The organism is Streptomyces sp. NPDC087420 (assembly GCF_044744165.1).
Taxonomy (GTDB): domain Bacteria; phylum Actinomycetota; class Actinomycetes; order Streptomycetales; family Streptomycetaceae; genus Streptomyces.
In genome coordinates this window covers 386,036-399,212 of the sequence record NZ_JBIUXU010000001.1, presented here as the reverse complement: position 1 = coordinate 399,212, position 13,177 = coordinate 386,036, and the positions used below count along the sequence as shown (strand labels likewise).

12 protein-coding genes are annotated in these 13,177 nt (G+C 72.2%); 5 read left to right on the top strand and 7 right to left on the bottom strand.

Annotated features, from left to right (window positions below; genetic code table 11):
• Nucleotides 1-78: 78 nt before the first annotated feature.
• The 3 genes from ACIO1C_RS01815 to ACIO1C_RS01805 form a co-directional block, all read right to left on the bottom strand.
• Entirely contained in the window at nucleotides 79-1,500 is a 1,422-nt protein-coding gene (locus ACIO1C_RS01815) for a DUF2252 domain-containing protein (protein WP_401857210.1), read from the bottom strand.
• 94 nt (nucleotides 1,501-1,594) lie between these two features.
• Nucleotides 1,595-2,491: an endo alpha-1,4 polygalactosaminidase gene (locus tag ACIO1C_RS01810; protein ID WP_401857209.1), complete on the bottom strand. Its 897-nt coding sequence runs from the start codon at nucleotides 2,489-2,491 to the stop codon at nucleotides 1,595-1,597.
• 1 nt (nucleotide 2,492) lies between these two features.
• A complete protein-coding gene (locus ACIO1C_RS01805; RefSeq protein WP_401857207.1) occupies nucleotides 2,493-3,923 on the bottom strand; it encodes a WGR domain-containing protein in 1,431 nt (476 codons plus the stop codon).
• A 131-nt stretch (nucleotides 3,924-4,054) separates the two neighbouring features.
• On the opposite strand from ACIO1C_RS01805, the gene ACIO1C_RS01800 reads away from it, so the two are divergent.
• A complete protein-coding gene (locus tag ACIO1C_RS01800) occupies nucleotides 4,055-4,531 on the top strand; it encodes a type II toxin-antitoxin system PemK/MazF family toxin (RefSeq protein ID WP_401857205.1) in 477 nt (158 codons plus the stop codon).
• A gap of 33 nt (nucleotides 4,532-4,564) precedes the next feature.
• Here the strand turns inward: ACIO1C_RS01800 and ACIO1C_RS01795 are convergent, their stop codons facing one another.
• Nucleotides 4,565-5,428, bottom strand: coding sequence for a TIGR02452 family protein (locus ACIO1C_RS01795; RefSeq protein WP_401857203.1), 864 nt, complete (start codon nucleotides 5,426-5,428; stop codon nucleotides 4,565-4,567).
• Nucleotides 5,429-5,601: 173 nt separating this feature from the next.
• On the opposite strand from ACIO1C_RS01795, the gene egtA reads away from it, so the two are divergent.
• From egtA to egtD, 4 genes are read left to right on the top strand one after another with little or no spacing between them, the layout of a single operon-like run.
• A complete protein-coding gene (egtA, locus tag ACIO1C_RS01790; RefSeq protein WP_401857202.1) occupies nucleotides 5,602-6,876 on the top strand; it encodes an ergothioneine biosynthesis glutamate--cysteine ligase EgtA in 1,275 nt (424 codons plus the stop codon).
• Entirely contained in the window at nucleotides 6,873-8,180 is a 1,308-nt protein-coding gene (gene egtB / locus ACIO1C_RS01785) for an ergothioneine biosynthesis protein EgtB (protein WP_401857200.1), read from the top strand. Before egtA ends, egtB begins: the two co-directional genes overlap by 4 nt.
• Entirely contained in the window at nucleotides 8,180-8,935 is a 756-nt protein-coding gene (egtC, locus tag ACIO1C_RS01780; protein WP_401857198.1) for an ergothioneine biosynthesis protein EgtC, read from the top strand. The genes egtB and egtC overlap by 1 nt, the downstream gene beginning before the upstream one ends.
• Nucleotides 8,932-9,894, top strand: coding sequence for an L-histidine N(alpha)-methyltransferase (egtD, locus tag ACIO1C_RS01775; protein WP_401857197.1), 963 nt, complete (start codon nucleotides 8,932-8,934; stop codon nucleotides 9,892-9,894). The genes egtC and egtD overlap by 4 nt, the downstream gene beginning before the upstream one ends.
• Here egtD and ACIO1C_RS01770 read toward each other — a convergent pair.
• The 3 genes from ACIO1C_RS01770 to ACIO1C_RS01760 all read right to left on the bottom strand — a co-directional run bounded on the left by ACIO1C_RS01770 (nucleotide 9,789) and on the right by ACIO1C_RS01760 (nucleotide 13,050).
• On the bottom strand, nucleotides 9,789-10,724 hold the full coding sequence (locus tag ACIO1C_RS01770) for a lysophospholipid acyltransferase family protein (protein WP_401857195.1): 936 nt from the start codon (nucleotides 10,722-10,724) through the stop codon (nucleotides 9,789-9,791). The genes egtD and ACIO1C_RS01770 overlap by 106 nt on opposite strands.
• Nucleotides 10,721-11,575: a GNAT family N-acetyltransferase gene (locus ACIO1C_RS01765; protein ID WP_401857194.1), complete on the bottom strand. Its 855-nt coding sequence runs from the start codon at nucleotides 11,573-11,575 to the stop codon at nucleotides 10,721-10,723. The genes ACIO1C_RS01770 and ACIO1C_RS01765 overlap by 4 nt, the downstream gene beginning before the upstream one ends.
• 224 nt (nucleotides 11,576-11,799) lie before the next feature.
• Nucleotides 11,800-13,050 (bottom strand): extracellular solute-binding protein, encoded by a 1,251-nt coding sequence (locus tag ACIO1C_RS01760; protein WP_401857192.1) that lies wholly within the window; start codon nucleotides 13,048-13,050, stop codon nucleotides 11,800-11,802.
• Nucleotides 13,051-13,177: the final 127 nt, after the last annotated feature.

The following is a 13,177-nucleotide window of genomic DNA, read 5'->3' as shown; positions in this document are numbered from 1 at the left end:
AAGAGAAGATGACTCAACGTCCGCTCGGTTCAATTCGCGGCGCGCCGGTCGGCGGCGCGTCCCGGCGCGGCGCACCGGTCAGGCCGGGTCCTCGGCCCGTACGCGACCGGTCCGCACCGCCTCCACCAGGGCCCGGTGGTCGCTCTCGTTCTGGTCCGCGTAGCTCTCGGCGAACCCGGTCAGGGCGCGGTCGAACGTGTCGCCCCCGCCGAGGTACGCCGCGACGGCGATCCGGTCCCCGGACCTGGCGTGCGCGCGGGCCAGGGTCGCGCCGCAGAGTTCGCCGAAGGCGCGCATGCCGTCCGGCACCATGATCTGCGGCACCACGATGCCCTTCCAGTCGTGCAACTGGCGTACGTAGAAGTCGCGTCGCTCGCCGTCCAGGCCCACGACCCGGTCCCAGCCGAGGAAGATGTCGCTGACGGCCTGCATGAGCCGCTGGCCCGCGACGACCCGTTGTCCTTGGTTGTCGTACACGCTCGCGCCGACGTGCTCGGCGAGCACCGACTCGTCGGCCTGTTTGGCCTGGAGGATCAGCGGGTCCTCGCCGTCCCTGCCGAGGAGCAGGATGATCCAGCAGCGGGTCCCCACGCTGCCCACCCCGACGACCTTCCTGGCCATGTCCACCACGCGGTACTGCCGGAGCAGATGCGCCCGGTCCGTGGACAGCGACTCGGCGTACCGGCCGACCAGCTCGCGCAACTGCCGCTCCACCTCGTCCCGTTCGGCGCCGGGAAGCATGTTCTCGATCGGGACGACGAGGGGCGGGTCGTGCACGAACCGGCGCTCCCCCTGGACCACCTGGGTGAGCTTCCCGAACGCCTGGAGGTTGTCCTTGGTCCGTGCCTTGGACAGGGCCTTGCTGAGCCGCCCCCGTCCCCGCTTGTCGAGTCTGCGGTCCGCCAGCACCTTGATCTGGTCCGCGTCCGCCCGGGCGTACCACACGTCGAGGTTGCCCTGGCCCGCGTAGAGCCGGGTCCTTTCGCGGTACGAGCGGACCGTGGCGCGCACGATGTCCTCCCGCACCCGTGGTGCGTAGCCGTTCTCCCGGCCGGCGATCACCAGGCTGGTGACGAGCCGTTTGACGTCCCATTCCCAGGGGCCCGGCAGGGTCTCGTCGAAGTCGTTGATGTCGAAGACCAGTTGCCGCTCGGGGGAGGCGAGCAGCCGGAAGTTCAGCAGGTGCGCGTCCCCGCACAGCTGCGCGGTGAACCCGGAGCGGGGGGTGCCCGCCAGGTCCCCGGCCATGACGGCGGCCGCGCCCCGGTAGAAGCGGAACGGCGACTCCGTCATCCGGCCGTACCGGATCGGTACGAGCTCGGACACCCGGGACGCCGACTGCTCCTCGATCACACGCACGGGGTCCCGGCGCGCCGGGGGCGCCTCGTAGACGGCGTGGCTCGAACGGGGGATCCGCTTGCGGGCCGCCCGGCCCAGGTCCGCGCGCTCGCGCGGCGACAGGTGGGCGGTGCCGTTCGGGGTCCCGCTGCCCTCGGTCATGGAACGCTCCCGTTCATGTCCGGTCCATCCGGTCCGTCCCGGCTGTGACCTCCCATTCTCCGGACGCGGGTGCGGACCGCATCTCGGCCGGAACTCACTCCTGACAGCGCGCGACCACATGCCCGGGCCTCCCCGCCGGTTCCAGGTCGCGGTCCCGCAGCAGGACCGACAGCCGCTTCCCCCACTGCCGGCAGGCGCGTACGAAGTCCTCCTTCCGGTACTCGACCACGAACACCACGTCGTCGTACGCCCGTGCGTACGCGTCGCATTCGCCGTAGCGCGCGCACTCCTCCGCGACGGCGAAATCGAAACCGATGCTGTCGCGCAGCCCGGTCATCTCGGCCGCGTTCTTCTGTCCGAGGGCCAGGCCCGCGCGGTGGGCCCGGGTGGCGAGCTGCCGGGCGAAGGCGACCGCCTGGCCCCGTCCTATGAGCCCGTCGGAGCGCAGGTACGCGTCCAGGTTGTCCGCCTCGACGGCGTCGAACCCCCGGTCGGCGCAGCCGTCGATCCACCCGCCGACGATCCCGGCCAGTCGCCGGCGCCGGTCGGCGGTCCTGATGTCCAGCAGTGGCTCGTCCCACTCCTCGTCGACGACCAGCGCGTGGTCCGCGTCGCGCAGCAGCAGGTCCGGATGGTGCTTCCGCCACCACCCCACGGCGTCGGGCTGCGCCTGGAAGGCGTTGACGTAGCAGATGGAGTACGCGCCGGGGGCGGGCGCGGCCGTACGGTCCCGCACGACCGTGCCGACCCCGGCGGGCAGGTCGTAGGGACCGCCGAGCTGGTAGTCGAACGGATCACCCGCACCGGGCGGGCGCACCACGGGACCGGTGCGGGAGCCGTCGCCGGAACCAGCACCGGAGCCGGCACCGGAGCCTGAGCCGCCGCATCCGGTGAGGAGCAGCGCGAGGCAGAGGAAGGCTGCCCAGAGGGAGGTGAGGAGGGCCGTGGAGCCCAACCGCCCTTCTCCGGGCCGTCCCCGGAAGTCGTACACGTCAGACCAGCCTCCTGATCTCGCCGCGCACCCGGTAGAAGCCGGACGTGGACGGGTGCAGCGCGTCGACCACGTAACGCGTGCCCGCCTGGCGCATCCCGCGCGGGAACTGCACGTTCCACGACGGCTCGAAGCCGTCCGAGACGACGTGGACCCGCAGCCGGGTCCCGTCCTGGACGCACTCCACGACCACCCCGCCGGCCGGCGGCGAGGTGACGGTGGCGACCGCTGCCGCCGGGGTGTACGTGGGCAGCGCCGCCGCCGACTTGATGTCCGCCGCGACCGGGACCGTACCCTGCTGGGCGGCCTCGACGGCGGCGGGGCTCGCGTCGACGCACACCAGGGACCCGTCCGTGGTGACCATGTACAGCTTGTCGTCGAAGAACTGCATGGACAGCGCCGAGCCGCCGCCCGTCCCGAGCTTCCACAGCCGGGTGCCGTCCGCGTCGAAGCAGTACACCGACGACGAGCTGTCACCCGCGAACACGAACCGGCCGCCGGGCGCGGTCGCGCACGCGTACACGGCGGTGTCGCAGCGGAAGGTCGCCTCCACCACACCCGTGGCCTTGGAGAGCCGCTGCACGACGTTCTTCGCGGTGCCCGCGTACACCGACGCGTCCTCCTGCCAGCCGAACAGCACCTGACCCGGCGTCGGGGTGTGCCACAACTCGCCCGAGCCGTCCGGCGCGTAGGCCGTCACGCCCTTGTGGTGCCCGTGGTAGACGGCCCGTTCGTCGGCGCGGACCATCCAGCCGTGCCCGCCCGTGGACTTGCGCGCCCACTGGTACTCGTCCTCGTGGTCGATGACCGTCAGGCCGCCGGCGCCGTCGGAGACGTTCAGCACCCCCTCGTGGATGTCCAGCCAGAAGATGTCCACGTCCGCAGCGATGTCGTACGCCGCGAACGGAAGCTTCGAGGAGAGGTCGTAGACCTTGCCGTCGTCGCACCCCGCGTAGATCCAGAAGTCGTCCGCCACCAGGCACTTGACGCCGTCGGGCAGCTTGTAGCGCGCCAGGACCTCACCGCCGTGGCTGACGGTGTAGACGTCACCGGACTGGTTCCCCACCCAGCAGCGGTCCTCGTCGACATGGATCCCGAAGGCCGCCGCGCCGGTCCTGAACCGCCACAGCACGGGGGCCACGGACCGGGCGGTGGAGGGCGCCGAGGTGACCTGGCGGCGTGTCACCGACCGCGCGGCGCGCTGCCCCTGGACCGCGGGCGCGTATCCCTTGCGGACCTTCTCGCCTATCTTCTTGGCCGCCGCGGCCCGGGCCTTCGCCTCGGTGGGGAAGGAGGAGGTCTGCAACTGCCCGCCGGCGCCGATGCGTCCGTACCGCACCGAGACGGCCGTCCCGTCCACGGACACCTCGTAGAACTTGTGCGCTCCTTCGCCGTCCTGCGACAGCTCCAGATACGTGGTGGTACCCGACATGGCAGTTCCCTCCCCAAGATGGACCCCGGCGCTCCGTTCGCACCGTGTCCGACAGGGAGAACGCTACGAGACGCCACTGACAACGCGCCCCGCCCACCCGCCTCCTGGCGGCACGTTCTAACGTCATCCGGATGACGACCTCTTCGCACTCCCGCGGCCCCGCCGCCCCGGAGCCCGACCGTGACTTCCCCGGCCGCACCGGCCCCGCCGCCACCACCGAGGCCGACCCCCGTGAGGTGGGCGAGGTCCGCACCTCCTACGCCCCGGAACACGACGGCGACCCCGACCCCGGCGAGATCGTCTGGACGTGGGTGCCGTTCGAGGAGAACGACGGCCGGGGCAAGGACCGCCCGGTGCTCGTGGTCGCCCGTGAGGCGGCCGGCACCCTGCTCGCCGTCCAGCTGTCCAGCAAGGGGCACGACGGCGACCGGGACTGGGTGCCGATCGGGGTGGGCCCGTGGGACCGCGCGGGCCGTGAGTCGTGGGTGGCGATCGACCGGGTGATCCGCGTCCACGAGAAGGGGATGCGCCGCGAGGCCTGCGCCCTGGACCGCCAGCGCTTCGGCCTGGTCGTCCACGCGCTGCGCCTGCGGTACGGCTGGAACTGAGCCGGGGCGCCCCACGGCCGCCGGCCCGCCGCCCTACGACCGGACCGACCGGACCGACCCGACCGACCGGACCCCAGGACCGGCGAAGACCCGCCGGAACGCCTCCAGGGTCGTCGCGCCCGGTGTCCGGTCGAGCACACCGAAGACGATCTCGTCGAAGTGGCCCGCGAACCGGCCACCGCCGGTGAGCGGCGCCCTGAACGCCTCCGCGACCCGCCCGGGGTCGTTACGGAACACACCGCAGCCCCAGGCACCGAGCACCAGACGGCGGTAGCCGCCCGCGACCGCCGTCTCCAGCACCCTTTCGGCGCGGGCGGCGAGCGCCGCCGGGATCCGCGAGACCTCGTCCGGGGCGGAGCGGGCGATCACCCCGGCGTTCGGCGCCGCCGAGGTGAGGAAACCCACCTGGTACGGGGCGGCGAGGAAGCGCCCCCGGTCGTCGCGGAAGACCGGCACGCCGGGTGAGTGAATCACCCGGTCGGTGTAGAACGGGCTGCGGTTCGCCCGGTGGTGCGCGTAGAACTCCGGTGCGCGCAGCAGCGTCGTATAGAGCGCGGAGGCGCGGCACAGGGCCTCTTCCTGGGCCTGCGCGCCGTTCAGATACCCGCCTCCCGGGTTCCTGGCGGAGGAGAAGTTCAGCACCGCGACCGCGCCGGGACCCGACCGGGTGAGCCGGCGCGCCGCGTCCAGGCTGCTCTCGCCGGTGACCTCGAAGGACGGCGTCCTGTCCGTGTCGGGAGTGACGCCGAGCGGCTCGGGGCCGTACATCGCCGTACCGGCCAGTGCCGCGTCGAGCGCGGAGCGTATCCGCACGTCACGGCCGTCCTGCGCACGGTAGCCGCCCGCTCCGACGACATCCTCCGTCTCCTTGGCGATCCCCCGCAGCCGTGCGCTCATGCCAGGCATCGTGCGTGAAGGATCACGTACGGGGCAACCGAATTTCTGACGAAATGATGACCCCAGGGGCACTCTTGTGCGAAGCGGCGGGAGTGGCTTTAGGTTGGACCGGAGTGCTTCGCCCCGAACCCGGGGCGGAGTCCGGTCAAGATCTTCGACAGGAGGATCCGACCATGCCATCCGACTGTTCGACCGACGACGGGCAAACCCTCGGCGAGACAGAGGCCGAAGACCTGTTGCGCGGTATCTGCTTCAAGACGGGCCCGCCCCGGAAGGTGGGGGTGGAGCTCGAATGGCTCGTCCACGACCTGCGTGACCCTGAACGACCTGTGCCCACCGGCCGCCTCGAAGCGGCCTTCCGGAGCCTGCGGGAGCTGCCTCTGGAGTCGGCACTGACCTTCGAACCCGGCGGCCAGCTGGAACTCAGCTCGCAGCCCGCCTCCTCTCTGATGGAGTGCGTCACCTCCGCGTCCGCGGACCTCGACGCCGTACGCCCCGTGCTCCGGAGGGCGGGACTGGCCCTCGCCGGATACGGACAGGACCCCTGGAGCACACCGGACAGGTTCCTGCGCGAGCCGCGGTACGACGCCATGGAGACGTATCTCGACCGCATCGGCACGGCCGGGCGGGCGATGATGCGGACCACGGCCTCCGTCCAGGTGTGCCTGGACGCGGGCCAGGAGGAGCCGGGACCGCTCGGGTACGGGCGCCGCTGGCAGCTCGCCCACCTGCTGGGCGCGGTGCTGGTGGCCGCGTTCGCCCACTCGCCCATGCGGGAGGGGCGCGAGACCGGCTGGCGCTCCACCCGGCAGGCGATGTGGATGAGTCTCGACCCGGCCCGTACCACCGCGCCGGTCACCGGCCGCGAACCGCGCGCGGCCTGGGCCGCGCACGCCCTGGACGCGCCCGTGATGTGTGTCCGCGCGTCCGAGGGGCCCTGGCACGTCCCGGACGGGCTCACGTTCCGTGAGTGGATCCGGTCGGGGCTGCCGCGTCCGCCGGTCCGGGCGGACCTCGACTACCACCTGAGCACCCTGTTCCCGCCCGCGCGGCCGCGCGGTCACCTGGAGCTGCGGATGATCGACGCGCAGCCCGGCGAGGACGGCTGGATCGTGCCGCTCGCGGTGACCACCGCGCTGTTCGACGACCCGGAGGCCGCGGAGACCGTCTACCGCACGGTCAAGTCACTCGCCGAGACGGCGGGCGCGCTGCCGGCGCCCGGCAATCTCCTGTGGGTCAACGCCGCGCGGTACGGCCTGGCCGACCCCGAACTCCACATGGCCGCGATCTCCTGTTTCGCGACCGCTCTCGAAGCACTTCCGCGCGTCGGTGCCACACCGGCCGTGCAGGCGGCCGTCGCCGCGTTCAACGACCGCTACGTCCTGCCGGGCCGCTGTCCCGCCGACGATCTGCGCGCACCCGTCACCGGGAAGGAACTCCTCACATGACCGTCGACACCTCCTCCGAAGAGCTGCGGCGCCGCGCCGTCGACACACTGACGAGGGCCCGGGACCGTACGACCCTGCTGACCTCTTCCGTGGAGGACAACGACCTCACCGCGCAGCACTCGCCCCTGATGTCGCCCCTGGTGTGGGATCTCGCCCACATAGGCAACCAGGAGGAGCAGTGGCTGCTGCGTACCGTCGGCGGCCGGGACGCGATACGCCCCGACATCGACTCCATCTACGACGCCTTCGAGCACCCGCGCTCCGAACGGCCCACCCTGCCCCTGCTCGCGCCCGCGGAGGCGCGCGCGTACGCGGCAGACGTCCGCGATCGTGTCATCGACGTCATCGAGCGCACCCCGCTGCACGGCGCCCCGCTGCTCGACGCGGGCTTCGCCTTCGGGATGATCGCGCAGCACGAGCAGCAGCACGACGAGACCATGCTCATCACCCACCAGCTGCGCCGGGGCCCGGCCGCGCTGACCGCTCCCCGGCCGCCCGCCGGGGACACCACGGGCCTGCCCTCCGAGGTCCTGGTGCCGGCGGGCCGGTTCACGATGGGCACCACCGCCGAACCCTGGGCCCTCGACAACGAACGGCCCGCGCACCAGCGCCTGGTGCCCGCGTTCTTCATCGACACGGTGCCGGTGACGAACGGCGCGTACCTCCACTTCATCGAGGACGGCGGCTACTCCCAGGAGCGCTGGTGGGCTCCCGAGGGCTGGGCGCAGATCCAGCAGCACGGGATCACGGCGCCGCTGTTCTGGCGGCAGGAGGGCGGCCAGTGGCTGCGCCGCCGCTTCGGTGTGGTGGAGGCCGTTCCCACCGACGAGCCGGTGCTGCACGTGAGCTGGTACGAGGCCGACGCGTACGCCCGCTGGGCGGGGCGGCGGCTGCCCAGTGAGGAGGAGTGGGAGAAGGCGGCCCGGCACGACCCGGCGACCGGGCGGACCCTGCGCTACCCGTGGGGCGACGGCGAACCCACCCCCGAGCACGCCAACCTCGGCCAGCGCCACCTCCAGCCCGCCCCCGTGGGCAGCTACCCGAAGGGCGCGTCCCCGCTGGGTGTCCAGCAGCTGATCGGGGACGTGTGGGAGTGGACGTCGAGCGACTTCCTGCCGTACCCGGGCTTTGTCCCGTTCCCGTACCGCGAGTACTCCGAAGTGTTCTTCGGCAGTGAGCACAAGGTGCTGCGCGGCGGTTCGTTCGCCGTGGACGCGGTGGCCTGCCGGGGTACGTTCCGCAACTGGGACCTGCCGGTCCGCCGGCAGATCTTCTCGGGATTCCGTACGGCCAGGGACGTCTGATGTGCCGTCATCTCGCCTATCTGGGAGCCCCGGTGGCGCTCGGCGAGCTGCTGATCGCGCCGTCCCATGCGCTGTACCGGCAGTCGTGGGCGCCGCGCCGGCAGCGCAACGGGACAGTCAACGCCGATGGTTTCGGGGTGGGTTGGTACGCCGAGGGCGACCCGCTCCCGGCGCGCTACCGGCGTGCCGGGCCCATCTGGTCGGACCTCGGTCTGACCGATCTGGCGCGGGTGGTGAGGACCGGCGCGCTGCTCGCGGCCGTCCGGGACGCCACCCTGCCCGGCGCGGACGGCGAGGCGGCCGCGGCGCCGTTCGCCGCGGACCGCTGGCTGTTCAGTCACAACGGCGCGGTCGGGGGGTGGCCCGCCACCCTGGCGGGCGTGGCCGGCACACTGCCCGCCGAGGAGCTGCTCTCACTCCCGGCACACACCGACTCCGCACTGGTGTGGGCCCTGCTCCTGCACCGCCTGCGGACCGGGGACGAGATCGGCCAGGCCCTGGCCGACACCGTCCTCGACGTGGCGGCGGCCGCTCCGGCGTCCCGGCTGAACCTGCTGGTGACGGACGGCGACCGCATCGCCGCGACGGCCTGGGGGGACTCGCTCTGGTTCTTGGCCGAACCGGGCCACCGCGTGGTGGTGGCCTCGGAGCCGTACGACGACGATCCGCGCTGGCGCGAGGTGCCCGACCGCACCCTGGTCGTGGCCACTCGCGCCGACGTGTCGCTCACCCCCCTCAAGGAGCCACTCCCGTGAGCCCGTTCCTGCTGACCCGCACCCTGCCCGAGGACGCCACCGACGCCGCTCTGCGTGCCGATGTGCTCCAGGGGCTGACCCGTACGCCCAAGGTGTTGCCACCGAAGTGGTTCTACGACGCCAAGGGCAGTGACCTGTTCGAGGAGATCACCCGGCTCCCCGAGTACTACCCGACCCGGGCCGAGCGGGAGATCCTGGTCGACCGCTCGGCGGAGATCGCGGAGGTGACCGGCGCCCGCACCGTGATCGAGCTGGGGTCCGGGTCCTCCGTGAAGACCCGGCATCTGCTCGACGAGCTGCCGGACCCGCTGCACTACGTGCCGGTCGACGTGAGTGAGAGCGCGCTGACCGGCGCGGCCGAGAGCCTGCTGGCCGCGCGGCCGGAGCTGTGGGTGCACGCGCTGATCGCCGACTTCACCGCCGGTCTCGCGCTGCCCGGCACGCCGGGTCCGCGGCTGGTCGTGTTCCTCGGCGGCACGGTCGGCAATCTGCTGCCCGCCGAGCGTGCCGCCTTCCTGGCGTCGGTCCGTTCGCTGCTGGAGCCCGGTGACGCGCTGCTGCTCGGCACGGACCTGGTGAAGGACGAGTCCGTGCTGGTCAGGGCCTACGACGACGCGTCGGGGGTGACAGCCGCTTTCAACAAGAACGTCCTGTCGGTGATGAACCGCGAGCTCGGCGCGGACTTCGACCCCGCCGACTTCGAGCATGTCGCGCTGTGGGACAAGGAACACGAGTGGATCGAGATGCGGCTGCGGGCCCGCCGTGATCTCACGGTGAAGATCCCCGAGCTGGATCTGGTCGTGCACATCGACGCCGGTGAGGAGGTACGTACGGAGGTGTCGGCGAAGTTCCGTCAGGAGGGTGTCCGGGCGGAGCTGAGCGCGGCGGGGATGGAGCTGACGCAGTGGTGGACCGACAGTGAGGGACGGTTCGCGCTGTCGCTGGCGACGGCTCTCTGAGGCGTGTCACCGGCAGTCGTGTTGCGGGCAGTCGCGTCACCGGCGACGGCCCGCTGAGCCGCCAGCGCGAGTGAGCGCCGGTCGGCGTGGCGACCGGCGGGGATCAGCGGCAGGACCGTGATCTCCGCCGTGAGCCCGCCGGCCCGCGCGACCCGCCACAGCGAGGCGGGCAGCGTGTCGTCGCCGACAAACGCCGGGGCGCCGGACGGCGTCCCGGACGGGGTGCGGTAGGTGATCCGTACGGGCCTCACCGGCGCGCCCGCGTCGAGCGCGGACTGGAAGACGGCCCGGGTGAACCGCCCCTGGTCGCGCCCGCACCACGTACAGCCCTCGGGGAAGACGACGACGCGGGAGCCCTCGGCCAGGGCGGTGGCGAGGGTCCGTACGGTCTCGGGCAGGGCCCGCAGCCGCTCCCGCTCGACGAAGAGGGTGCCGCCGCGGGCGGCCATCCCGCCGAGCACGGGCCACTGCCGTATCTCGCTCTTGGCCAGGACCCGGCCGGGGAAGAGCGCGGCCAGGAGGGGGATGTCCAGCCAGGAGATGTGATTGGACACGACCAGGACGCCGGCCCCGCGCGGCGGGAGCGGCGCGCCCACGACCCGGATCCGCAGGCCGAAGACGCGCAGGATGTTGCGGGTCCAGACCCGGGTGAGCCGGTCCCGCGCCCCGGCGCCGAGCAGCGCCACCGGGGTCGAGAGCAGGGCGCCGGCGAGGATGAGGAGGAGGCCCGCCACCACCCGGACGCCCGCCACCGTGGCGGCGGCCACCGGGCCGTGGTGGGCGCCGCACTCACGCGGGGTGCAGGGTGCGGTGGGCAGCCAGACGCTCATGCCGCGGGGGCGAGGGAGAGGAAGTGCTTCAGGTACCGGGGGTTGGTGCGGCGCATCGACAGCAGGACGTAGAGGTCGGCGACGCCGAACTCCGGGTCGTGCGCGGGCTCGCCGCACACCCAGGCGCCGAGTCGCAGATAGCCGCGGAGCAGCGGGGGAAGGTCGGCGCGGGACGTGGCCGCGGCGGTGCTGTCCGGGGTCCAGAGGCGGTGGGGGGTGACCCGGTACTCCTCGGGCGCGAGGTGCCTCTCCTTGACCGTGGACCAGGTCGAGGCGGCCAGCGCGCCCCCGTCGGCGAGGGGTACGGAGCAGCAGCCGGCGAGCCAGTTGTGACCGCTGCCCGTCATGTAGCGGGCGAGTCCGGCCCAGATCAGGCCGATGACGGCGCCGGTGCGGTGTTGCGGGTGGACGCAGGAGCGGCCGACCTCGACCAGGTCGTCGCGGATGGGGCCGAGGCGCCCGAGGTCGAACTCGCTGTCGGAGTAGAGGCGTCCGGCGGCCCTGGCGCGGTCGGGCGGCAGCAGCCGGTAGGTGCCGACGACCTCGCCGGTGGTCTCCTCCCGTACGAGGAGGTGGTCGCAGTACGCGTCGAAGGCGTCGCCGTCCAGGCCGGGCTCGGGCCCGTCGAGCCGGGCGCCCAGCTCACCGGCGAAGACGAGGTGGCGCAGGCGCTGCGCGGCCCGTACGTCGTGCTGGTCGCGGGCGAGGGTGACGACGTAGCGCGGGGCGGGAGCGGAATCGGGGGTGGCGGCGGGGGCCTGAGCGGGGGCCGGGACGAGGTGAGGGGCGAGGTGAGGGGCACGCGGGGAGGGGAGGGTGAGCGTGAGCGGGGCGGGGACGACGGCGGACATGGAAGTCTCCTGTGCCGGTAGGGAAGGCAGGTGCCGGGGTCCGCCGCTCGCGCGACGGCCCGGCACCTTGTTTCTTCCGTGACCGGCTGGATTTGACATGACCACACGGCGGAGTGGGGATGTGGGACGGCTGAATGCCGGGAGTCCCCGCGCCGGATCTTCCGCCGGTCCCCCGCCTGTCCCCCGCCAGTCCCCCGCCGGCCTCCTGCCCGGCCGCCGTCTCCTCAGTCGGAGTTGAGCGCCCGGGTGATGCCCTCCGAGGCCGCCTTCGCCGCCGTCTTGGGGTCCTGTCCTTCGAGGACGGCCGTCATGTAGGGCTTGATCGGGTTCTTGGCCTCGACGTTCGCCCACTGCGGCGAGTTGGGCGTGGCCCGGCCCTGCGCGGCGCCCGCCGCCATCGCCGCCGTACTGGCGTCGCCCCGGATGACCCCGGCGAGGGTTGTCTTGTTCGGCACGTAACTCATGGTCCGCGCCAGGTCCGTCTGCCACTGCGGACTGGCCAGTGCCTTCACCACGTCGGCGGCGGCCGAGTGGTGGTGGGAGTTCTTGGAGACGATCAGGTCGGAGCCCCCGGTGAAGACGGCGCCGGGCGCGCCGGCGGTCTTGCCCGGGATGGGGAAGTAGCCGATCTTTCCCTTGAGATCAGGGTTCTGCTCCTCGATGAGCCGCGCCGAACTGGGCGTGGAGATGATCTGTGCGACGTCGCCCTTGGCGAAGACGTCCGCCTGCGGCGGCTTGGCCTCGTCGGAGTTCTTCGGCCCGTTGCCCAGCGACTGGAGTTCCTTGTAGAAGGCCATGCCCCGGAGCGCGGCCGGGGTGTCGACGGTGCCCGTCCAGTCGCCGCCGCTCGCGACGGCGAGTTCGCCGCCCTCGTCCCAGATGAACCCGGCGAGGGTGTACCAGTCCTGGCCGGCGAGGTAGATGCCCTGGGTGCCGCCGGCGTTCAGCTCCCCGGTGTCCTCGATCCACTGGTCGCGGGTCTTGGGGGGCTTGTCGATGCCCGCGAGCGCGAACAGTTCCTTGTTGTAGATCACGATGCGGTTGGCCGCGTACCAGGGGATCCCGAACTGGGCGCCGTTGATGCTGCCCGGCTGGGCGAGACCGGGCAGCCACTCCTCGCTGCCGAGGTCCCGTACCGCCTCCAGGGTGAGGTCGCGGAGGTTGCCGCTCTCCGCGTACTGGGCGACCTGCGTGTTGCCGACCTCGATGACGTCGGGGGCGTCGTCGCTGTCGAGCGCGGCCAGCACCTTGTCCCCGATCCCGGTCCACTCCTGGATCTTGACGTCCAGTTCGATGGACGAGTGCTCCTTCTCGTACGCGCTGACAAAGCGGTCGAGGAACTCGTCGGTGACGCTGTCCTTCATCAGCCACACGGTGACCGTGGTCGAGCCACTGCCGCCGGGCATCAATCCGCAGCCTCCGAGCGCCGCGCAGGACACAAGCGCGACGGAGCTGACGAGACATCGGTTTTTCACGTAGGTCACCTTCTGGCGTGAGCGCACGGAGAGGAGCCCGACGTGGGGGGAGCGAGCGATCATCACTCGCACGGGTGTTTGGGATTTTGGTATGTACCAAAGGTGCGGTCAAGTCCCGTCCTTGGGA

Excerpts from the sequence above, each read along its gene's own strand:
- ACIO1C_RS01805 (WP_401857207.1), bottom strand. The coding sequence starts at position 3,923 with ATGTCGGGTACCACCACGTATCTGGAGCTGTCGCAGGACGGCGAAGGA.
- egtC (WP_401857198.1), top strand. The coding sequence starts at position 8,180 with ATGTGCCGTCATCTCGCCTATCTGGGAGCCCCGGTGGCGCTCGGCGAG.
- ACIO1C_RS01770 (WP_401857195.1), bottom strand. The coding sequence starts at position 10,724 with ATGAGCGTCTGGCTGCCCACCGCACCCTGCACCCCGCGTGAGTGCGGC.
- ACIO1C_RS01815 (WP_401857210.1), bottom strand. The coding sequence starts at position 1,500 with ATGACCGAGGGCAGCGGGACCCCGAACGGCACCGCCCACCTGTCGCCG.
- ACIO1C_RS01765 (WP_401857194.1), bottom strand. The coding sequence starts at position 11,575 with ATGTCCGCCGTCGTCCCCGCCCCGCTCACGCTCACCCTCCCCTCCCCG.
- ACIO1C_RS01800 (WP_401857205.1), top strand. The coding sequence starts at position 4,055 with ATGACGACCTCTTCGCACTCCCGCGGCCCCGCCGCCCCGGAGCCCGAC.
- egtA (WP_401857202.1), top strand. The coding sequence starts at position 5,602 with ATGCCATCCGACTGTTCGACCGACGACGGGCAAACCCTCGGCGAGACA.
- ACIO1C_RS01795 (WP_401857203.1), bottom strand. The coding sequence starts at position 5,428 with ATGAGCGCACGGCTGCGGGGGATCGCCAAGGAGACGGAGGATGTCGTC.
- egtB (WP_401857200.1), top strand. The coding sequence starts at position 6,873 with ATGACCGTCGACACCTCCTCCGAAGAGCTGCGGCGCCGCGCCGTCGAC.